At 35.7% G+C, this 21,269-nt stretch carries 24 protein-coding genes; 2 read left to right on the forward strand and 22 right to left on the reverse strand.

The genetic code is table 11. The features are described 5' to 3' along the window. Positions 1-43: 43 nt before the first annotated feature. Both BK579_RS20140 and BK579_RS20145 read right to left on the reverse strand, forming a co-directional pair. Positions 44-1,069, reverse strand: a complete 1,026-nt coding sequence (locus tag BK579_RS20140) for a Gfo/Idh/MocA family protein (RefSeq protein WP_078548569.1) — start codon at positions 1,067-1,069, stop codon at positions 44-46. Between the two features lie 23 nt (positions 1,070-1,092). Then, entirely contained in the window at positions 1,093-1,815 is a 723-nt protein-coding gene (locus BK579_RS20145; RefSeq protein WP_078548572.1) for a ThuA domain-containing protein, read from the reverse strand. 196 nt (positions 1,816-2,011) lie between these two features. Here BK579_RS20145 and BK579_RS20150 point away from each other — a divergent pair, with 196 nt between their 5' ends. Next, entirely contained in the window at positions 2,012-2,929 is a 918-nt protein-coding gene (locus BK579_RS20150; RefSeq protein ID WP_078548575.1) for an AraC family transcriptional regulator, read from the forward strand. 43 nt (positions 2,930-2,972) lie between these two features. Here the strand turns inward: BK579_RS20150 and BK579_RS20155 are convergent, their stop codons facing one another. The 8 genes from BK579_RS20155 to BK579_RS25800 all read right to left on the reverse strand — a co-directional run bounded on the left by BK579_RS20155 (position 2,973) and on the right by BK579_RS25800 (position 10,380). Next, positions 2,973-3,752 (reverse strand): LysM peptidoglycan-binding domain-containing protein, encoded by a 780-nt coding sequence (locus tag BK579_RS20155; protein ID WP_078548579.1) that lies wholly within the window; start codon positions 3,750-3,752, stop codon positions 2,973-2,975. 478 nt (positions 3,753-4,230) lie between these two features. Next, positions 4,231-4,782 carry a CBO0543 family protein gene (locus BK579_RS20160; RefSeq protein ID WP_078548581.1) on the reverse strand — a complete coding sequence of 184 codons (552 nt, stop codon included), beginning with the start codon at positions 4,780-4,782 and terminating at the stop codon, positions 4,231-4,233. Between the two features lie 897 nt (positions 4,783-5,679). After that, a complete protein-coding gene (locus BK579_RS20165) occupies positions 5,680-5,757 on the reverse strand; it encodes a YjcZ family sporulation protein (RefSeq protein WP_139365217.1) in 78 nt (25 codons plus the stop codon). Between the two features lie 80 nt (positions 5,758-5,837). Then, positions 5,838-7,457: a YndJ family protein gene (locus BK579_RS20170; RefSeq protein WP_169891198.1), complete on the reverse strand. Its 1,620-nt coding sequence runs from the start codon at positions 7,455-7,457 to the stop codon at positions 5,838-5,840. Further along, positions 7,444-8,058: a DUF4166 domain-containing protein gene (locus BK579_RS20175; protein WP_078548590.1), complete on the reverse strand. Its 615-nt coding sequence runs from the start codon at positions 8,056-8,058 to the stop codon at positions 7,444-7,446. Before BK579_RS20175 ends, BK579_RS20170 begins: the two co-directional genes overlap by 14 nt. Positions 8,059-8,070: 12 nt before the next feature. Next, positions 8,071-8,973 (reverse strand): DoxX-like family protein, encoded by a 903-nt coding sequence (locus tag BK579_RS20180; RefSeq protein ID WP_078548593.1) that lies wholly within the window; start codon positions 8,971-8,973, stop codon positions 8,071-8,073. 118 nt (positions 8,974-9,091) lie between these two features. Next, entirely contained in the window at positions 9,092-9,982 is an 891-nt protein-coding gene (locus BK579_RS20185; protein ID WP_078548595.1) for an MBL fold metallo-hydrolase, read from the reverse strand. A gap of 224 nt (positions 9,983-10,206) precedes the next feature. Next, complete coding sequence (locus tag BK579_RS25800) at positions 10,207-10,380, reverse strand: hypothetical protein (protein ID WP_169891199.1); 174 nt, start codon at positions 10,378-10,380, stop codon at positions 10,207-10,209. Positions 10,381-10,513: 133 nt separating this feature from the next. On the opposite strand from BK579_RS25800, the gene BK579_RS20190 reads away from it, so the two are divergent. After that, positions 10,514-11,038, forward strand: a complete 525-nt coding sequence (locus tag BK579_RS20190; RefSeq protein ID WP_078548597.1) for a GNAT family N-acetyltransferase — start codon at positions 10,514-10,516, stop codon at positions 11,036-11,038. A gap of 384 nt (positions 11,039-11,422) precedes the next feature. On the opposite strand, the gene BK579_RS20195 is transcribed toward BK579_RS20190, so the two are convergent. The 12 genes from BK579_RS20195 to BK579_RS20245 all read right to left on the reverse strand — a co-directional run bounded on the left by BK579_RS20195 (position 11,423) and on the right by BK579_RS20245 (position 21,262). After that, positions 11,423-11,929 carry a hypothetical protein gene (locus BK579_RS20195; protein ID WP_078548599.1) on the reverse strand — a complete coding sequence of 169 codons (507 nt, stop codon included), beginning with the start codon at positions 11,927-11,929 and terminating at the stop codon, positions 11,423-11,425. A gap of 201 nt (positions 11,930-12,130) precedes the next feature. Further along, positions 12,131-13,027, reverse strand: coding sequence for a hypothetical protein (locus BK579_RS20200; RefSeq protein ID WP_078548602.1), 897 nt, complete (start codon positions 13,025-13,027; stop codon positions 12,131-12,133). Between the two features lie 10 nt (positions 13,028-13,037). Then, complete coding sequence (locus BK579_RS20205; protein WP_235848490.1) at positions 13,038-13,556, reverse strand: sigma-70 family RNA polymerase sigma factor; 519 nt, start codon at positions 13,554-13,556, stop codon at positions 13,038-13,040. A 334-nt stretch (positions 13,557-13,890) separates the two neighbouring features. Further along, positions 13,891-15,546 (reverse strand): FAD-binding dehydrogenase, encoded by a 1,656-nt coding sequence (locus tag BK579_RS20210; RefSeq protein ID WP_078548605.1) that lies wholly within the window; start codon positions 15,544-15,546, stop codon positions 13,891-13,893. A 104-nt stretch (positions 15,547-15,650) separates the two neighbouring features. After that, positions 15,651-16,529 carry an SMP-30/gluconolactonase/LRE family protein gene (locus tag BK579_RS20215; RefSeq protein ID WP_078548607.1) on the reverse strand — a complete coding sequence of 293 codons (879 nt, stop codon included), beginning with the start codon at positions 16,527-16,529 and terminating at the stop codon, positions 15,651-15,653. Between the two features lie 158 nt (positions 16,530-16,687). Continuing rightward, entirely contained in the window at positions 16,688-17,005 is a 318-nt protein-coding gene (locus tag BK579_RS20220; protein ID WP_078548609.1) for a hypothetical protein, read from the reverse strand. Positions 17,006-17,314: 309 nt separating this feature from the next. Beyond that, entirely contained in the window at positions 17,315-17,644 is a 330-nt protein-coding gene (locus tag BK579_RS20225) for a YolD-like family protein (protein ID WP_078548610.1), read from the reverse strand. Positions 17,645-17,730: 86 nt separating this feature from the next. Then, positions 17,731-17,910: a hypothetical protein gene (locus tag BK579_RS20230; protein ID WP_078548613.1), complete on the reverse strand. Its 180-nt coding sequence runs from the start codon at positions 17,908-17,910 to the stop codon at positions 17,731-17,733. Continuing rightward, on the reverse strand, positions 17,907-18,077 hold the full coding sequence (locus tag BK579_RS25805) for a hypothetical protein (RefSeq protein ID WP_169891200.1): 171 nt from the start codon (positions 18,075-18,077) through the stop codon (positions 17,907-17,909). Before BK579_RS25805 ends, BK579_RS20230 begins: the two co-directional genes overlap by 4 nt. Beyond that, on the reverse strand, positions 18,067-20,469 hold the full coding sequence (locus tag BK579_RS26155) for a type IV secretory system conjugative DNA transfer family protein (protein WP_235848491.1): 2,403 nt from the start codon (positions 20,467-20,469) through the stop codon (positions 18,067-18,069). Before BK579_RS26155 ends, BK579_RS25805 begins: the two co-directional genes overlap by 11 nt. Then, positions 20,466-20,615, reverse strand: a complete 150-nt coding sequence (locus BK579_RS25820; protein WP_169891201.1) for a hypothetical protein — start codon at positions 20,613-20,615, stop codon at positions 20,466-20,468. Before BK579_RS25820 ends, BK579_RS26155 begins: the two co-directional genes overlap by 4 nt. Continuing rightward, a complete protein-coding gene (locus BK579_RS20245; protein WP_078548615.1) occupies positions 20,612-21,262 on the reverse strand; it encodes a M23 family metallopeptidase in 651 nt (216 codons plus the stop codon). Before BK579_RS20245 ends, BK579_RS25820 begins: the two co-directional genes overlap by 4 nt. Between the last annotated feature and the right edge of the window lie 7 nt (positions 21,263-21,269).

The following is a 21,269-nucleotide window of genomic DNA, read 5'->3' on the forward strand; positions in this document are numbered from 1 at the left end:
CTTTATTGGGTTTGAAGACCCTAAATTTGGGTCTCGTTGCCTGTTATACACTCGTAATTTGTTTTGTTTCCTTTGATTTTAAAGCAGCTAAAATTACTGCTAATGACTTCTTTCCTTCTTCTCCATTAATTAATGGTTCTTTATCATTTAACACACAATCAACGAACTTTTCAATTACATGAGAATTATTTTGACCACCTTCAGCATTAGATTGAATTTGACCAAGCTCATAATTCACTACTTCACCTGTTGCATACTGTACAATAAGTGAATACGTTGGATTGTCTTCTAATCGAAGAATTGCTTTTTCACCATAAATAATCGTTGAATTGTCCTCTTTACTTACGTAAGCCCAACTCGCAGCAAGTGTTCCAATGATTCCGCTTTCGGTTTTTAGAACGCACACTGCATTGTCATCAACATCTGCAAAGTCTTTTGCACTTGTCTCCACAAATGCTCCAACCTCAACTATCTCTTCACCAAGAACATATCTTAATAAATCTGTCTTGTGAACCCCTAAATCTCCCATTGCTCCTATAAAAGCTTTCTCCTTGTTAAAGAACCAGCTTTCCTTGCCATCAACACTCCAGCCTTCAGGACCACCATGGCCAAATGCAGTGCGGAAGCTATAAATTTTTCCTATTTCCCCACTTTCGATCAGCTGTCTTGCTTTTTGATGAGATTTCACAAATCGTTGGTTGTGAGCAATCATTAATTTCTTTCCGCTTTTTTCAGCAGCAGCAATCATAGCATCTGCTTCTTCATTAGAAGTAGCCATTGGCTTTTCACATAAAACATGGACACCTGCTTCTAATGCTGCGATTGAAATCGGGGCATGTAAATAGTTAGGTGTACACACACTCACTGCATCAACTTCTCCGCTTGAAAGAAGTTCTTGATATTTTGTATACGCTTTTACAGAGTATTTTTCTGCAACCATTTTTACACGTTCTTCGTTACTATCACAAACTGCAACAATTTCAACATTTGGATTAAATGCATACTCTGGTAGATGTCTATGTTGTGCTATACTTCCACATCCAACAACACCAACTTTTAATTTTTTCATCAATTCATCCTCCACATCCCTTATTATTTAACTGCTAATTTCTCAAGTGGTTGAGCGTTTCCATATAAAGGTCTCTTGCGATCAACAGGTGAAGCCCACTTTACTGCATTAATAATAACTTGTTGAATTTCTTTATTATGGTAGGTTGGATACGTTTCATGTCCTGGGCGGAAGTAAAACACCTTCCCATTTCCTCTTGCATACGTACAACCACTACGGAATACTTCTCCACCTTCGAACCAACTTGTAAAAATAAGCTCATCAGGTGCTGGAATATCAAAATGTTCACCGTACATTTCTTCTTTTTCTAATTCGATAAATTCCCCGACACCTTCAACAATTGGATGACTTGGTGCAACAACCCACAGACGTTCTTTTTCATCCGCTTCACGCCACTTTAAATCACAACTAGTTCCCATTAACACTTTAAAAATCTTCGAAAAATGACCTGAATGTAGAACAATTAACCCCATTCCATCTAACACTCGTTGTTGTACCTTTTGCACTACTTCATCTTTCACTTCATCATGTGCTAAATGGCCCCACCATATCAAGACATCTGTATTTGCAAGAACTTCATTTGTTAATCCATGTTCAGGCTCATCTAAAGTAGCTGTTTTTGTGTCTATCCCTACTTCACTTAAAAATCCTGCGATTGCTCCATGAATCCCGCTTGGATAAATTTCACTAACAACAGGATTTTTTTGTTCATGTCGATTTTCATTCCAAACTGTTACTTTTACCACTACAACCACTCCTTCAATCTTTATGTATTCATTATAAAAAAACGGTAAAAAAATCGATATGCTCAATATTGTCGTGTTTTTATCCAAAAGTGTCTTCCATATTATTACCAAACTTTATTTAATCATAAAATAAAGATAAAATTTGTACACTTTATATTTCCAAAAATGATATTCTTAAAGAGGAGGTGGCGCCGTCATGGATATAGAAGAGAACATTCAACATACATATGATGATCCTGTAAATGAAGAAGTAATCTACCAAAACCCTTTACTTTTTCTTAAAATCTGGGAAATTAGCTCGGAGGTAGATTACTTTGATACACTAGAAAAATGGCCTTGGCATTTTCATAAAGAAGTTGAATTTCTTGCCGTCATTGAAGGTCATCTAGGGGTTCAAAGTAAGCAGGATTATACGATACTCGGGCCAGGTGATGTCATGATTTTAGGAGCCTCGCAGCCACACCGAACACATAAACCATTTCAAGATAATCTCCGTTATGTTGTATTCCAGGTTGATCTGGTCAGACATTTTGATGAAAGTACAATGCCTTATTTGTATTCTTTCTCTGAATTAACCAGGCCACTTGATGAATTGAACTATATTTTCAAAGAAAATCAAAATTCACGAAAAGAAGCTAATTCTCTCATTGTTGATATTTATACAGAATCACAAACACAGCAAAAAGGATATGAAATGGCGATTAGTTATTCAATCAGAAAACTAATGCTATTATTATTACGAAATGATACGAGAAATCTTTTGAATTATACAGATGAGACAGACTTATCTCGCTTAAAACCGGTATTAAACTATATTGATTCACATTTGACTGATAAAATTTATGTAGAAGAGGTTAGTGCATTAGTTAACTTAAGCTATCATTATTTTATTCGATATTTTAAAAAGGTCATGGGATTATCATTCCTTGACTATGTTAATTACAAACGAATTAAAAAATCTGAGTTATTATTACTAACGAGTAAACTAAGTATCATGGAAGTAGGTTATGAGGTAGGAATATCTAATATGGCCCAATTTTATAAGCTTTTCAAACGACATAATCAATGTTCTCCGAAAGAATTTAAAGAGCGGATGCAAAATGAAGTGGTTTAAGAAAATGCCTCGCATGTGAGGCATTTCTCTTTGATAAGTCAGTTTAAAATGATGTGATTAATGCTCCATTTTTATGTACAACTGTCATTAATTCACCTGATTTATTTTGAAAAGTTGAGGATTGCCCATACGGTACTTTTAATGTAAAAAGCTTACCTTGTTGGTCGAATTCCACTGTAAAGTGATCAGCAGCACCTACAACTTTCACTTCAGAAATGCGATATTCACCTGAAATTCGAAGGGTTTGTCCAATGAGAACCATTTCCTTCATTAAATTGTTCTCTTTTTTTAACTGTTCAACAGAGACATCAAACCGGTCTGCAATCCCCCATAAAGTATCTCCTGGATAAACAGTATACAGTTCTTCTTCATGTAAGTTTTCCTTTTGAATGATTACTTCTTGCCCAATCATAAGAAGGTCAGAGTTCATTTGATTTAACTTTTTAAATTCACTCACTGTTATTTCATGTTTTTTTGCTAGGGCATATTGTGTGTCTCCCTTTTTCACCTTGTAAATCTCTCTGTCATTTATAATAGGTAATAAGAGTTTCTCCCCTATTATAATTTTATCGGAGTCTAGATTATTCACTTCTTTTATATGTTCAATTTTTACTTGATACGTCTTTGATAAACTATACAACGAATCATTTGGTTTCACTGTATATTCAGTATAATTATTTGCTCCTGCTTTACCGTTTAACAATAAAAGTGCGGTTATCGCTCCCGCTATTGTAGTAGCCGCAAGTTTTTGATTTCTAGCCCTGATTTTTTCTTTTCTAGCTCTTGCTATTCGGTATTTTCTCTTTGTTGTAATCGTATTCAATTTTCATCTTCCCCCAGAAGTTCAATAGATAATATAATCTTTATAATTTACGAAGGGGTAAAGAAGTTTTTGGGGGTTATTCTAAAAAATTCCTATGAACCCTATTTATGGGTTCAATAACGTAATTTAGTTAATCATGTGTTTTTACACCGTCTAGCTTTTCTCATTGTTTCTATAGTATTAAACTATTTTCATACTTTCTTATAAACGTACTCTTTATACTTCACAAATTTATGCTTTTTATAGAATTCTTCGGCAACTATATTTCCAACCCAGTAGTCTAAGTCTACCAACCAGATATCTTTCTTCCAGACTTTATAAATATACTCCATTTATTAATTTCCATAACCTTTTTTTCTTTTGTTTTCTAAAATACTTATTTGATTTACATAGTTATTTCCTTTTTTATTATGTTATGTTTCACATTTATCCAATTTCAAATAAAAAAACGCTATCACTAGCGTTCAAAAAAATGCTCTTATTTTCTTTCTTTTTTTATTAATGTGTCAACTAACCACTTAATGAAGGCTGCTTTTAAAATATATATGGGAAATGAATAGACATAGCGCCAATTTTCTAATTTATATATCCCAAGCCAGACAGTAAAAGGTTCAAAAATAAATGTGAAAATGAGAGCCATAACTATATTTGCAATGATGAATTTTTTCCACCTTGGAAAATACTGATATAACAGCATATGTGCAACAATTATTATTCCTTGATCAATCGGTAATAATCTTGGCAATATATTTACAAGTTGATAAGGATATGACCAAAGATGTATTTCTACCCCTATATCATCCAGCATCAAGACCAGGATCATGAGTAGTGTTCCAAATAACAATATCGGAGTAAGCCTTTTCTTATCCACCAATCTCCACCAGATAAACCAAGGAATGATAAGAACAAACAATAGTAACCACCATTGAAAGGTAAACAAATTTTCTGTTAACCAATAGTCTAACTTCATTTCATAAACCTGATGATGCATATTTCGTATATCTTCGAAGGATGGACTTTTATCCGTCATAATAATTTTTCCTTTAATGAGCTTATTTTTTATTGATACTTTTATTTTTAACAACTTTGTCCTATTTTAGCCTTAATACAATGTGAAGAGCACACCCCTTTCAACTGAGTAGTTCCGTTTTTGAAGTACAAATTAGAAAATAACAGTTCAAAAATGGCTGCTATTTTATTGTGTAATCTTAGATATACTCCCTTGTTAAAATTGCAGCCTTTTCATAAATGACAATTTTTATAAGATTATTCTGTAAAAATGTTATTCTATAAACAGAGCTTAATTAAAGGATCATAGCAAGTCCGAGATACGTAGTATACATATATTGGATACTACGTATATTTTTAATCACGGTCACCTTTGAAGTCATCGCTTTTCGTTTTTAATACGCAGTAAATAAAATAGAGGAAAAGATTTCCCTTAATTCATAAATAGCATTGAAAACAGCATAAATAGAGGGAGAAATTTCCCTAATTTGACTAGAAACACTTGAAAATAGGTGGTTTTGTTTTATATAAGTGGAAAAACTCCCCCTATTTACCTCAAAACCTGTTCTAATCTAGAAATAGCGGAAAAATCTACGCTTATTTTTTTCGCTAGGTAAGGACATGGGTTTTTATTTTAAAAAACTGGGAAAAGAATGACAAAACCATAATGGATAATATCCCTTATGGTTTTGCTGCCAATCCGCAAGTCACTTCGCTACATAAATCACATAGTTCAGTGTATTGAAATGGTATACGTTATTATATCAACGAAAAATAGCATACGAAATATAATGCGAATTTCGTATGCTAAAAGTATTGTTTTTTTCTTATTTTGTACTCTTATAACTGAATTACTTAACTTTAAACCGGTGTGATTTACAGACCTACTTTATATAAGAAGTTTTCATCTTAATTGTTCTTAGTAGCCTACAAACGAAGTACCAACAATAATTAAAAGGATGAACAGTACAACAATTAACGCAAAACTGTTATTCATTCCTAATAACACCTCCTTATGGTGTGTTACATTAACATCATATGAATGTGTCGCTTTATTGAAAGGGCAGGTGCCTAAATTTAGCCAAAATTAGTGATTTCGCCGTGACATTTATCTTTTTTACAAATGTTATAATCAATGGTTAAAAAAGGAACTGAAAAAATCCACATCTTGTGTGTTGCTTTAAGAACTCCTTCTTCCTCTTCATGTACATAAAATTCCTCACTCAATGGTAGACGCAGGATGTTATTTTTTACAGCCAAAAAGATGCCTGTGTTGGGTACTTTACTTGTTAGACATAAATCTTTACCAACTTGTTCAAGCTTTAAAATTCCAATCATTGATGACCATGGGAGAGGTAAAGCAATATTCATATATGTATAACCATCTTCTTTATGTGATGAATACAACGCGACAAAACTAACCTCTTCTCCAATTTTACGGATCCAAGCCCTTGTCTCATTTCTTCCATCAATCTTGTCATCAATGGATAAAATGTCTCCAGTCATTTCAACTTCTCTACTAGTTAGTGGTAGGTTGATTTGTTTAGTAATTTTACTGATTAATCGATAACCTCCGGCAAATGGCATAAACCAGGGAAGCCATTTTACCTGTGTAAATAATCGGTAATCCTTTGTGTTCTCATAAAAATCTACAATAGATGGTGATAATTTCTTTACATCTATATCAGGTTCATAAGACTTCAGCTGATCTACCAAACCCTTGTACTTCTTACTACCCAATTTACCGGCTAATACTCCCTCACCAATGATACTTCTACCTCGTATCATGCTTACTGGAAATGTAAGAGGAGCTTTTAAGATAGGAGGCGTATGAAGAGACCAACCTATTATACCAATTAAGGCAAAAAGAATCGCATTAACGATACCGTGGAACCTCAGCATAAAATCGATTGTGATTATAAACTGATTTGAAAAATTACTAAAAGCGTACAAAAGAGAAAAAACAATGGTTATGCCTAAAGTTGAAAATGAGAATCGAATGAATAACTTTTGTATCCTACTTTTAATTGGTGCCTTAAAGGCTAAAAATATTAAACCGTAGATCGCAAATATATAGATTAGGACAGATATTACCTCCAGTATTGGCGAAAAGGAAATCCCTGCTGCGACTATAAATGGTGAAAGGATTACCGACCAGCCTCCCCAGATATAAAGAGTTGGTTTTATGATACGACCTAGCCACCCTACAAAAATTGGAAGTAAAAATGCTGAATAATGAAAGTGTATACTCGTTAACCAAGTTATGATAGGCGAAAATCCTGTATTGATATTCATTTCAAAGGCAAAAGACCATGCTCCGCCAATAGCTAAATATAGTAGACCGATATCGATCATAAATTCCTCGAGAGAAATAAATCCCCTTTGAACAAACCTATTCATTCCATACAATGCAACCATGATCGTAAATAAGAAATATACAGTTACCAGAATTCCATCCCATGCAGTTTGACCAGAAATTTGTAAAACGAAGACAGACAAAAATGCTGGAATCGATATTAAAGGAAAATACGTTTTAATCCAGACCTTTTTTTCTTCTTTTAAAATTAAATGAAGCGTGAGTGGAATATAAACAAGTTGTGCTATTGTAAGCATCAAAAAATACCAAGGACGTACGTTTAGGAAAAACAGAAGCAGAAACAAAATGAAATTGAGGAGTGCTAGTTTACGAAACGTCATTTCTTCTAAACTCTCCTTCATATGAAAAAACCTTACCAATCAACGGATTTCGCACAGAAACTATTATCTCATACATCTGATTCTCATCATTGTATTCCTCCTTAACAGTAGCAATGCCCTGGAATACTTTTGGCAAAGGAATTTCTACTCTTCCGAGAACTAAGCGTTGATGTAGTGAGGTAATCGTTAAACCACCTTGCGGAGAAACATTAAATGAAAGATCCGAATACACAAGATGAGGCTCACCTAGGTAATCTTTTATTATTTTCCTGCTATGGTCAAGACTCATCAGTGCATTAAAATACCGCTTTTTATTTCGAAAGTGAAAAATTCGTTCCCAGTGAATTTGTTCCTCACCATGCTTACCTACCCTATACGTATTTTTTATCGAAAATGGAATGTTTGTCCCATGCTCTGGAAAAAGCAGCTTGAATTTAACTCCCAAATAAAAAAGAGGAAATAACCATATATGACCTTCGTCAATTTTCCTCATTTTTCCCTTGCCATGAAATGGGTTATCGTATGATATTTCATATCTCTCTTGCAATTTTGGATGTAGTTCGTTAAATTTATCACCCAGTATCTTCTTATAAATAGACATCAAAAGGGCTCCTTATCTTTTCCTGATACAATTTCTTGCTGTAGGTATATCTTTACTAATCATAAAGCCAATTACCGAGAGGATGAATAATGCTAGATTAAAGGTTAATGGATTAAAAGGATGAATGAGAGCAGTAGGGTTACTAATAACGGCAGAAACTGTTAGTAAAGGAAAAAGAATCATTTGAAGACCAAATAATCGTCTTCGTTTTCTAACTAGAAGCCATACTACACTAAAAATTACTTCGCCTATCCCAATTATGTTAACCATCATCATTGCTTGCTTTAATGACAGCGATAAACCTTCTTGAACCATTGCTACTTCATCCTGATGCATATAGATTAATTTTGGGATTAATCCATGATATAACCAAATCACCATAAAGCAGATACTGATTGTCCAGTAACTAAAAAATCTTACGTATTGAGAAAATGGCGTCTCTCCTTTTTCAAGCCACCTTTTCAACACATCAAAGCTTAACGCAGTTCCCCACCCCATGAGAGGCCGAAAGCTAAGTGTGTCTATCCATTGCCCAAGAATGCCGAATTTAGGCTGATAATCGTATTGAGTTAAAAAAGTAATATCGTCTTGATTTTGTTGATACTTCCAAAATCCCTTGCCTTCACGAATAATAGATAATTTCTGGTCAGTTCCAAAATGTAATGACGATGTTCTTGAGCCATCTTTTCCATGATAGCTACCAACACTTCTACCCCATCCTTCGATCGCAAGACCAAACCCAATATTTGTTTTATATGAAAAATGTTGAGGTTCATTATCCTTTTTTGGCAAATAAGTAATCGATGAAAACCGGCGATCCCACTGTTCATGCAATTCAGGTGTTTGAGTAGCTTCCCATAATTTATCCATTTCTGTCTGTATTGGTATTTCAACATAAATGGGTTTACGTTTCATTAATTTCACATCCAATTAAAGTAACATAGATTAATAGCATTATTTTACCATAATTGAGAATTTAATAACTAATTTGACGAATAAAAGCGATTCTATTTAAAGAATCGCTTTTCCCATTCTATCGACAACTTACAAGAGCTCCGTCAGTTTCAGAGATGATGATTCCTAAACGTTGAAGGTGTTTACGGATACCTCCACGTTCCCATGTTCTAAAAATAGGAATCTCTAATGTTCTTTTCGGATAGAAAATTCCTACCCTTGATAACTCATCAAATGTAAATCCTTTTGAAACATAGTTTTCGATTTTTTCATCACGCTTATTAATGATAGCGAGATATCTTTTCATCGCTTCCTTAAATTCTTGTTTCGAAAACACACCCTTTTGATGCCCGGTTATATAGGTATCAGCATCAAGCTCAAGAAGACGCTCTCCAGACTTTATAAAATCTTCAATATCCCCATCTGTCCCATTATACCAAGGTCCAAATGCAGTCATATCGTAATCACTTACAAAAGCTACTCCTAGATCAGGAAAATATGGAGATGCAAGACCCGAAGTGTGGCCAGGGGTATGAAGCATAATTACCTTTATCCCACCAAAAGAATATTCGGTCTCATAGTCATATGTACCTGAGATTTCACCAAGATTTTGTATCCATTCAAGTGGAAGATTTTCTTTCCATAACTTTATTCCTTCTTCACCCCATTCTTGGTAAACACCGTTACTCCTTGCGATTCCCTCAATAGTCCGAGCTGTTTCATATTCAATTGGATTCATCCACTTTTCTGCATTTGGAAATAGATGATTATGCTGCGTATGATCAGGATGGTAGTGAGTGTTGAGTATTAACTTGACACCATACTCTTCTTCTACTTTTAAAAGATCTTTCGGATTAGCACCCGTATCAATTAATACCTTTTCGTCGCAATTTAAGTATAAGCTTCTTGAAAATGGGACTTTACTATTTTTGGGTCCTTCCACAATGATAAGGGGGCCAATGCTTTGCATCTTTTAATCACCTCTGTGTTTTTTATAATAATGAATGAGCGTTCAGTCAAGTTATTATAACATATTCTGTATATTATTGTAAAAAAGATTTTCAAACAAATAACTGTGATACAGCAAATACAGCTTCTGTTCCTAGTCTTTTTTCTAAAATTGATTTTGTATTGATTACCCCATCATTTGCCCAATGGTCGTCCATTCTTAAGACCTAAATGCACTTCTATCAATCATTCACTCTTTGGTTTTTCTCGGTTGAGAATATGTCCAATGATTACACATAACATCATCAAGCCTGTGAACAACCCACTATTGTCTGTTTCAATATCCGTAAACCGAGGAAAAATGTACAAATCTAAAATAAAAATGACTATTGTCATATTTAAAAGGATTTTATATATCATAGAAATCTCCTTTATTATTATAAGATTATGTATTAATTCTATTAAAAAATAATTACCCTTTATAGAATTGATGATAAACATTCATATAAAAATGATAGAATCTTACTAGTACTAGATGATAGGAGATTATAAAATGAATTATTTTATTCGTAGTGAAAATGAAAAAGACTATGCTGGGATTAGAGAAGTTAATATTGTTGCATTTAATAAAGAAAATGAAGCAAAGCTAATCGAAGCCATTCGAGGGTCTAATCTGTTTATACCTGAATTATCTTTAGTGGCTGTATCTGAGAAACAAGAGATTTTGGGACATATTCTTTTTAGTGAAATCATTTTAGCAACTGAAGGAGGGGAAATACCTACAATTGGTCTTGCTCCAATGGCAGTAAAACCTGAATATCAGAACATGGGGATAGGTTCTGCACTTGTTAAAAGAGGGTTAGATCTTTGTAAAACTCTAGGTTATTCTCATGTTTTTGTTCTTGGACATCCGAATTTTTATCCTAAGTTTGGATTTGCAGCTTCTTCCCTATATGGAATAGAATCACCTTTTCCAGTTCCTGAAGAGGTCTTTATGGCGATTGAAATAGATAAGGATTCCCTAAGTGGCCTACAAGGGAAGATTAAATATCCACCGGCGTTTAGTTCTGTTACCTAATAAAATAAGCAAGTAGAGCTTAAGAAAACTAATTGTCTAACCTGAAAATACTTATTCTTGGAATTCCATTCGCTACAGTTCACTCGCTTTCCGCGGGGCGTGCGGTGAGCCTCCTCGTCGCTGTCGGCTCCTGCGGGGTCTCACTTTGCCCGCTGCATCCCGCAGGAGTCGAGTGAACTTCCGCTCATTCCAACTGTGTTAACACTTTTCATTCTTCATGGTGCAATTACTCATTCGCATAACGGTTTACCCTGAAATAACTAAGGATGGAAAGTTCCATGAGTTGCGCTTTCCGTGGGGCGGTCCCACAGAAATCGAGTAGTACTCCAGCTTTCCACACATGGGGGAGTGAACATTTTTAATAAACAGCATATGTTTTAGAACTTAGTTTTCCCTAGTATTTATAATATCCCATCTTTCTAATGAATATTTCTTAGTTACAGGAAAACCAAAATAATAATATTTAATTGTCATACTCTCCATCAGTTCATCATGGAATTCAACTTTTATTCCATAGTGAATGGGAGTCATCTCTTTTCTTTCTATGGCCTTCATACTTTCTTGTGGAGATAAACTTGGAAAAATGTATTTTTCATCAATTTCAGTAAATCTAATCAATGGATGATCCAATCCACTTTGTACCAAATGTCCAGTATCATAACTAATTCCTAATTCTAACGAGTCAGGTGTTTTATTATTGTTTATTGTGACTTCTCTGAGTTTAATCCTATTAAAGCCTTCATTACTAACCTCAAAAACTATATCTATTTTCCCGTTTTCATTTGTTGTAGTAAAAATCCCATCCATCTTCAACGGATTACTAAATTGAATAAAAGCTACAAAACTTAGAATTAAAATTCCCAGAATTACAATTGTGAATTTCTTAGACAACAAACCCCTCCCTTAATCACATTATCTTTTTGTTCTTTTGTCTGATAGATTTTCTCAATCAATTGACTTCAAGTAGAATACGTTAACTTTTCGAATATTAAGTTGTACTTTCTGTAAAAAAGATGTCACTCTACTTAGTTTACCATGATTTATAAGACCATTCCAAAGCAACCAAGTGAATGAAAACATCCTTATTGTAAATTAATCAACCATGCCATGGCCTATATATTGCCAACTTTCTATATCCGCATAAACAATCATATTGTTTGGAACCCAAGTATTATTAGTTGGAAAATCAACCAAATATACCTCTTTCCCTATATATGAATGATCAATATTTTGTAGCACCATATCTTTAGTCAATGTGACTTTTGATATTTTTGCATCTTTCCATGTACCCTTAATTCGTTCTCGATCTTTATCAGTTAATTGATTCCACACTGTTTCTCTTACATCTTTTTCAAGCTGTTTTCCAGCTTCCTCAATCTTCGTAATATACCATTGATCATTGTTAGTCTCTAAGTAAAATGTAATTGGAGCAGCTATTGAATCATACTTAACTCCATAAATAGCCTTTTCTTTAGTTCTTAATTGTTCCGAAATCATTCTTGAGCCCGAGAATCTAAAATCTAGTGTCCAAGCTCTATTTTCTTCATCACTATTATTTAGTGCTGACCGATAATCAGATGAATACATTTCATATTCCAACTGTTTATCATAAGTGGTCATTGCCTCCAACCAAGTTTCTAAAACAGTCGTTGGATTTTTCCGAAGTGACTTCATGTCGGTAGCTTGAGCAGTTGTTTCTTCATGCTGACCATTTCCTTCAATAACTCCTTCATTATTGGGGTCTTGATTACCTTTTGTTATATATGACTCATTAATTGCAAAGTAAACATATGCCCCCAACATAATGATCAAGCCAAGGCTAACCATATATGATAATAACGGAGTGAAGATATGTTTACTTTTATTTTGGTTGTTAGTTACTGCTATTTTAAAGATTTGTTGCTTTTGATGAACCGTTAAGTCCGCTTTTTTTAATACCGTATTGTCCATGCTTTGGCGTAAATTATTTAACTTTCTATCAATATCCATTATTCCACCCCTAAAACATTTTTCTGAGGCTACTCTTAGCACGCATTAACCTAGATTTTATTGTAGCTAACTTGGTTCCTGTCAAATCAGCTATTTCTTGCAGTTTAAGGTCTTCATAGAAGTAAAAGATAATTACTTCTCTATATTTTACAGGTAGAGCCATTACCTTTTCAGCTAACTCTATTTCTTCTGTTTCTATAAGATTCTCCTCAATAACTGTTTGATTATTAACTAATCCCTTAAAATCCATGTAATCCACTGGAAGAATTCTCCGAAACCATTTGCTTTTAAGATAATCCTTACATTTGTTAACAGTGATTTTAAATAGCCATGTTTTATAAGATGAATCACCTCTAAAATCATCTAGCTTTTTATAACAAGTGATATAAACCTCTTGTGTGATATCTTCTGCAAGTGACCAATCCTTCACATAGGTAAAAGCAAGTCTAGTAATACTGTTACTATATCGTTCAATTAAACTCCTAAGTATATCTTCTTTTGTTTGATTATCCATTTGAACTGGCTCCATTTTTCCTCCTCATGGTTTGAAAAACTATTGTATAGACGATGTAAGATAAAAAATGGATTCATATTTATCGTATTTTTTAATTTGATACACTTATATATAATGTAATTGCAATTAACTAACTATAACTCATTAGATTTTTCTATTTATTTGTAAAATCTTTATGGACAAATAAAATATGCCCTACCTCAGGGAGATAGGGCACTTCAATTATATAACAAAGGGGATGGGATGTTATTATTATGACCATTTTCTTTAACTCTATACTTAGAATTAATCTTTTTTTTAAAATGAGGTATTGGAACAAAATTTTAAGCCATTATATCAAAAATAAAATCTAACTAAGCTCCTTAACAAGTGAACGTCCAACAACCCTACCTGTAAACAGGCATCCTTCTAAAAAGGAACCTTCCAGTGCACGATATCCATGAACTCCTCCCCCACCAAAACCGGAGGCTTCTCCTGCAGCATATAGTCCTGAAATAGGAGTACCAGAATCATTCAACACTTGTCCAGACAGGTTAGTTTGCAAACCACCTAATGTTTTTCGACTTAATATATTTAATCGGACTGCAATTAAGGGACCATTTTTAGGATCTAGTATTTTATGTGGTGGAGCTACACGAATCAATTTATCTCCTAGATAATTTCTTGCGCCACGGATGGCTGTTATTTGCAGGTCTTTTGAAAATGTATTTTCTATTTCTCGATCACGTGCTTTTATTTGTCTCTCTATTGTTTGATAGTCTAACAATTCTTCTCCTATCAATTTATTCATGCCTAAAACCAGATTAGACACATTTTCAGCAACGACGAAATCTTCACCTTTTTCCATGAAAGCTTTGACTGGGGCTGTAGCTCCAGGTAATGCTCTTGCTAATACCTTTTTAATACTTTTACCTGTTAAATCAGGATTTTGCTCTGATCCAGAAAGAGCGAATTCTTTTTCAATTATCTTTTGTGTCAGTATAAACCATGAGTAATCGTAGCCTGTTTTTTGAATAGTTTCCAAGGTGCCTAATGTATCAAATCCAGGGAAATTGGGTGCAGGAAGTCGATTCCCTTTTGCATCTAACCATATAGATGAAGGTCCTGGTAAAATTCTTATCCCATGATTTTTCCAAACAGGATCCCAGTTCTTGATTCCTTCCGTATAATGCCACATTCGGTCTCGGTTGACGATTCTCCCACCAGCATCTTCAGCGATTGAAAGCAATCGACCATCAACATGAGCAGGTACTCCTGAAATCATTCGCTTTGGAGCTTCTCCAAGGCGCTTTGGCCAATTTTTTCGAATTAAATCTAAGTTTGCCCCAATTCCTCCACTTGCAATTACAACTGCTTTAGCTTTAAATTCAAACTGTCCAATTACCTCCCGAGAACTTTCCTCTCCACGAGCAGCATTACTTGGAGTAAGTATAGCTCCGTTAACACCTGTTACATTTCCTTCCTCTATTAATAATTGATCCACTCTTTGTCGTGGACGATAATCTACTAGACTATTTTTCCTTAACTCTTGTACTCTCTTTTCAAATGGAGCTACAATCCCTGGTCCAGTGCCCCATACAATATGAAACCTAGGAACTGAATTTCCATGTCCTTCTGCCAAGTAGCCACCTCTTTCAGCCCATCCAACAACCGGAAAAAAGCGTACACCCATTTTATATAGCCATTCTCGTTTTTCACAAGCAGCAAACTCTACATAGGCTTTCGCCCACTGATATGCCCAAAAGTCTTCATCCTCTAATCGATCAAATCCTGCTGAGCCTATCCAGTCTTGCCACGCTAAATCTTTAGAGTCTTTGATTCCCATTCGTCTTTGTTCGGGAGAATCCACTAAAAACAAACCTCCGAAGGACCACCACGCTTGTCCACCAATAGAGGCTTCGGGTTCTTGATCTAAAAGCAATACCCTATAACCTTTGTCCGCTATTTCAACAGTAGCTACCAAGCCAGCTAACCCTGCTCCCACAACAATTACATCATAGTTCACTTTATCCCCTCCTTACCCCCAACATGTAAACGCATACAAAACATTAAAAACCATGACTGAAAATATATATTAAGTCAAAGTTCATAACATGAAAAACAATTAAATTATCCCCTAAAGGAATTTGTGATCATACCCTTTATCTCTGTTTTAATTTTAAAGACACTCCCGGAAAGTGGGTATTCTCTTAATTCATTTTCATTCATTCCCACTCTAGCCGTAGTGATGAATAATTCGTTTAATTCTTTACCACCAAAAGTACAGGAAGTAACGTTTAAAGCTGGTATAACTATTGAATCAACTTGCTCACCTGTGCTTGGATTCCATCTGGAAACTCTCGCTCCACCCCAATGAGCAATCCATAACATTCCTTCACTATCGATCGTCATCCCATCAGGCATACCTTGTGACTTTGGGATAGTTATAATATCTATTTTGTTTTGTATCTCACCAGTCTCAAGATCATAGTCATAGCGTACTACCTTCTTAGTTGGCGTATCAATGAAATAAAAGTACCTATTATCTGGAGACCAAGCTAACCCGTTTGAAATCCCAATATTATCTAATTTCTTTTCCGCTTTAAGAGATGTATCTAAACAGTATAGTGCCCCTTCATTTATTGGGTCATCTTTCTTCATTGTCCCTGCCCAAAAACGCCCATACGCATCACACTTTCCATCGTTGAAACGATTTGCAGGAAGATGACTTTCAGGGTCACTAATTTTATTAATTTTTCCACTATCGGGATCCATTGAATGAAACCCGTCTTCCAGAGCAAGAATGAGTCCCCCCTTGCTCCTCGGAACAACTGCTCCGACAAGGGACTCTAATTGGATTTGCCTATTCAGTTTAGTTTCTGGATTATAGATATAAATTCTCTTCTCTAAAATATCAACCCAATACAATAAGTTACTTTTATTATCCCAAAACGGTCCTTCTCCTAGAGTTGCTTCTTCATTAATTACAAGTTCTGGTTTCCCTATCAAAATATTTCCCCCTAATATTAGTTGCTATGTAGTATGTATAGTTAATTTTACAATAGTTGCTCTGTTAATGCTTAATATTTAATCAGAATGTTAAATAGACCTGCTGGAGAACCATAAGCAGGTCTATAGAGTACAACTTTAAGTGCCCATTTTAAATTTTAACGATTTTGATCAAGTATTCGATCTCTCCCTTGATTCTCAAGCTGTCTAAATTGACGGTTCCCATTATCATCGAATGGATTGGGATCAGGCGAAATGTTAACATCACCTTCATTTACATTATCAGGTTCGATTTGATTATTCATAATGAAATTTCCATATCCATCATTTTTATTGTTAGTTGTTCCATTCTGATCATATCTGTCTGAATAGTTAATCCTAGTTGTATCTGTTAAATTTTCATTGTTATTTGCAGTGCATGCAGCTAATAAACTAATGGAAGACATCAAAATAAACGTTAAAACAAGTTTCTTCATAATTTTCCTCCTTTGTATTAGCAAGCATTATAAGTATTTGTCTACTATCAATTAATAATTCCCATAAATGAATGAAATAAATCCATCTAATTACAAGGTATTTTTAAAATAAATGACAAAAAAAGACCATACAATTAGTATGATCTTTTTTGTGACGCGCCTTAGAGGATTCGAACCTCTGACACACGTACGTTCTATATGTTTATCAACCGTTGAGCTATACGCTTTTGAACCGTTCATTGTATCGGTCATTTACCGAACTTTCGACATATGTAGTATATCACGATGATTTGTCGATTAAAAGCGAATTTATAAGTAGTCAACATTTGCCAATTCACTGAAGCGCAACTTTACATTCGCCCCTTCCGAATCTCTTATACGCAATTCCTTCGTGATCGGCTCGATATAATGAACGTGACCGACAAGTTCTGCCGTAAATCCATCGCGCCAGTACCTGAAAACTAACATGGCATTAATTTCCATAGCATAATGAATCTTCGCTTCCATTTCTTCGATTTCATAGTAATCCAATATCGGTTGCTCCGACTTTTCTCCGTCGTCCCACGCTTTTCGTAACATAGCGATATGCTCCGGCATAAATAACGAAGTCCATTTCTTTGTTCCGCGATCTTTTATCATACGTATCGTCCTTTCGAATTTATGTGTTAATTATATAAGAACATACGTTTGTTTTCAAGACAAAAAAAGTAGCCGACTTTCGCCGACTAAAAATGACATTTTGGACAAATACTAAAATCGTTTAATTCCGTTCCGCATCTACTGCATTTATCCTCATCTTCGAATAGGTTTTTATTAACCCATTCCTCGTAGTTATATCTGAAACTATCGGGACTATTTAAATATTTAGAGTAGGTTATTTCGCCTGGCTTCTTTTCACGTTTCATATAAACGCCTCCTTAGTAATATCTATGATTGAGACTTCGATAATATCCTCATCTCCGGAGCAATTAGGGCAATACGGCATAATATCGTCAGGAAATCGATTATATAATGCAAATTCAAATTCGCAACAATCACACCAATATCCTACAATTTGACGGTTACTTTCCATTAGTAGCGACCTCCTTCCGAGCAGCCTTAATGCGGTCCTCTACTTTGCCTGGTAACTTCGTTATAAATCGAGAATACCCTTCACGACACTTAACGTAGTTCATCGAATAGTAAGGTTTCATATTCGCTAAATCTTCCGCAGTAAACGGATATAATTCGTCTTTCAGTTCGCTATAGTTATCTTTGTCGCAGCCCGCAATTAACATATATGACGTATTAGCCGAACGTAACTCTTTGCGCATTTGCTTCAATTGGTTAATGTAGTGACAACTGATAATCGGCTTACATATGAATTTAGCGATTTGTGATAATTTAGACGTCATGAACTTTTCAGTGTTCTCTACTTGGTAAATCTCGTCAATCACCAAGTTAACCTTACGGCGTTGCTTCTTATCGCGAATTTGATCCGCTCTAATCTGAAGCGCAAGCCATATCTTCGTAATCCAGTACGTAGTGCATATATCACGTTCACCCTGCGTAGGAAACTTTGATTCGGGCATTTTAATACAGATGACTTGATTCTTCTGCATTTCTTCAACTAAGTCGATATTCTTTGAAACGTCTTGCTTCAACATCATTTCCATTTGCGTATTTCTTTTGAGAATCGAAAGCCTGTCGATTATCCCAACGATTAAATTAAGCTTCGTACCGCCTCCTTGAACTTGGCCGTTCTTGTCAATGTCATCTAACTCGTAAAGTGATGTCATGTACTCGTCAAGAAACTCGTGTTGAGATGACGGTACTTTGCTTAAATAGTGATGGCGTTTATTATAATTCTGGAGCACCTGAAATACGTCGCGAATACTCCCGTTATTTACGAACACCACTAGTGCTGCTGCTTCTAAATACCGCTCCATCTTCGGAGATAGTCGACTCTCATCTACGTTTATCGCGTTAATTAAGGCCATTAAATTCGCGGTCTGTCGCTTAGCGTTTTCGTACTGTTGGAACGGGTCCGGTGTAAATCCTACTTCGTTATAACCGAGTCCCTGAATCTTAGATAAATCGCTGTTATCGATATTCAAGACTTTATCCTTCGGAAACAATGCGGCAATATCATCGCTCAACTCACAGTTCTCAATGAAGTCGAAGATGATTACACATTCTCCGTTTTCTATCGCATCTATACTGAGGTTACCGATTAGGTTTGATTTGCCCGCACGAGTGGGCCCGATGAGCAACGTCAGCAAATTGCGATAATGCTCGTAATCACTCAAGTAAGCCTTCTGCTTAGCGCCTCTATACGTACTTTCTCCGATACACATAACGCCCTTCCGTAAATCTTCAGGCACCTGCGTTTCTTGCGTATCCACCTTTTCGATAAAGTTGTATTTTTCGAGTATGTCACGGCCAGCTAACGATAAGAAATTCTGAGCCTCTTCGTCCCCTACTTTGTTTCTTTCTGCACCTGGCAATGAATAGTCGGTAAATTTGAACGACTTGTTGTATGGTTTAGCTACGAGCCTGTTGTCGCCTGCTACCGTATCAAAGCTTTGTGCGAGTGATCGAGCGTTATTCTTCTGGCGTAGTCTATCGGTGCTTTCGCTCATCACGACTACTTGCGTATCAAGAATAGTAGCATTCGCCTTCTTGGCAGTTGACGGGCTGACCGACTTGCCTCCGTTCATTCGTTCGAGCGTACTCGCAAGCAAATCGATATCGTCCCGCTTCTTCTTTGATTTATTCTCACCGCCTATTGCTTCACCTAAATCGTTAACGAGCGATGCCAATAACCCGAATCCCATCTTCAACGCGTAGCTTAGCCCGAGTTTATTACGGTCAGTCGGTAAATTGTTCTTTACTTTTCGAATAGTAGCCTCGTAAGATGACCGCCAACTGAATTGCGATGTCGGAATGAAATTATAAAACACGCCTACCTTGTCGCCTTCCTCAAGCACATCAACGATATTCAATTTCGAGTTAAGTAAATCGTTATTTGTGCGATCAGTGGCGAGGGATAATCCGTCCTCCTTCGTGTATGACAATTGATACTTCGTAGATGATTCACTGAATTGCGGTAATTCGCTCACCTCCTTAACGGTTACATTCGTCCAGACATCGCTTATTTTTTCTTTGATAATCGATAAGTGATGCTTAGGAATAATGAAGTAAAATTCCGCCTTCTTCTTTTCGATATAAACGTAGTAACCAACTTTCGAGTTAACTTCGAATGAAAACTTGGTGCCGAGTAAGAACTCTTTGCGCAGCACCTTGATAACCTTCGCTTCCTCGCGTTTAATGTTTTGAATAACGTTTCTATATAATGAAGAGATTGATTTCGCTAATTTGTGGGTCGACTGATTGCGGATTGAATTGTTAGGAGTTAGACGTAAGTAGACGTATTCCGGTTTGATTACGTTAATATAGTCCGATAGTTTAATGCTTTTTATCATACCCGATCACTACCGATGACTTCCTTTAGTTGGTCCAAATAAGACTCTAAATCTTCTAGCTTCGAAACGTCCGCAATTTCTTCACCTATTTCATTAACTTTTAAATCGATTCTCTCCCATAGGAATTCTATAAATTTCTGTCTCATGCCATATATCCCCCTAACAAGAATTTTATCAACAAATTCGCAACAGATAAGATTCCGGTCCAACGCAACCCGTCTCTCCATCCAGCTACGTAAAGCAGTATACAGACCCCTCCGCCTACTAATGCGATTGAGCCGGCCAGTTCGACCACAACATCTCTTATCGCATCAAGTGTTCCGTAAATAATTTCCAACGTTTTTTCCTTTGCGGATTCCTTTACGCTGTCGGGCATCAACTTTAGAATTATTCCTTCGCTAACTCCGTCACCGCTAATCGAAGCTAACCTGTCAGCTAACGGAGTTGGGTCGGCAAATTGACCTGATGAGTCTTTGAGCCCGAAGTGTAAATGTCCTCCGGTAGAATTTCCGGTTGATCCCGATGCTCCGAGCACGCTTCCGAAATCAACGTGTTCTCCTACTTTCACATCAACGTCGTTCATATGTCCGTATATACCTCGGGAACCATCGTCAAACTTAATCGATAATCCTTTACCTATTGCACCGGACCCGTCATACACTCGATCAACTACTCCGTCTTTAATCGCGCGTAACGTTGTGCCTTCAGGCATTGCTAAATCAATTCCGGTATGTGGCTGCCAATTACGTACTGGCGATAGTTCGCCGTATTCTCCTGATAATCGAAATTTCATAGTAACC

This window comes from Litchfieldia alkalitelluris, from assembly GCF_002019645.1.
Taxonomy (GTDB): domain Bacteria; phylum Bacillota; class Bacilli; order Bacillales; family Bacillaceae_L; genus Litchfieldia; species Litchfieldia alkalitelluris.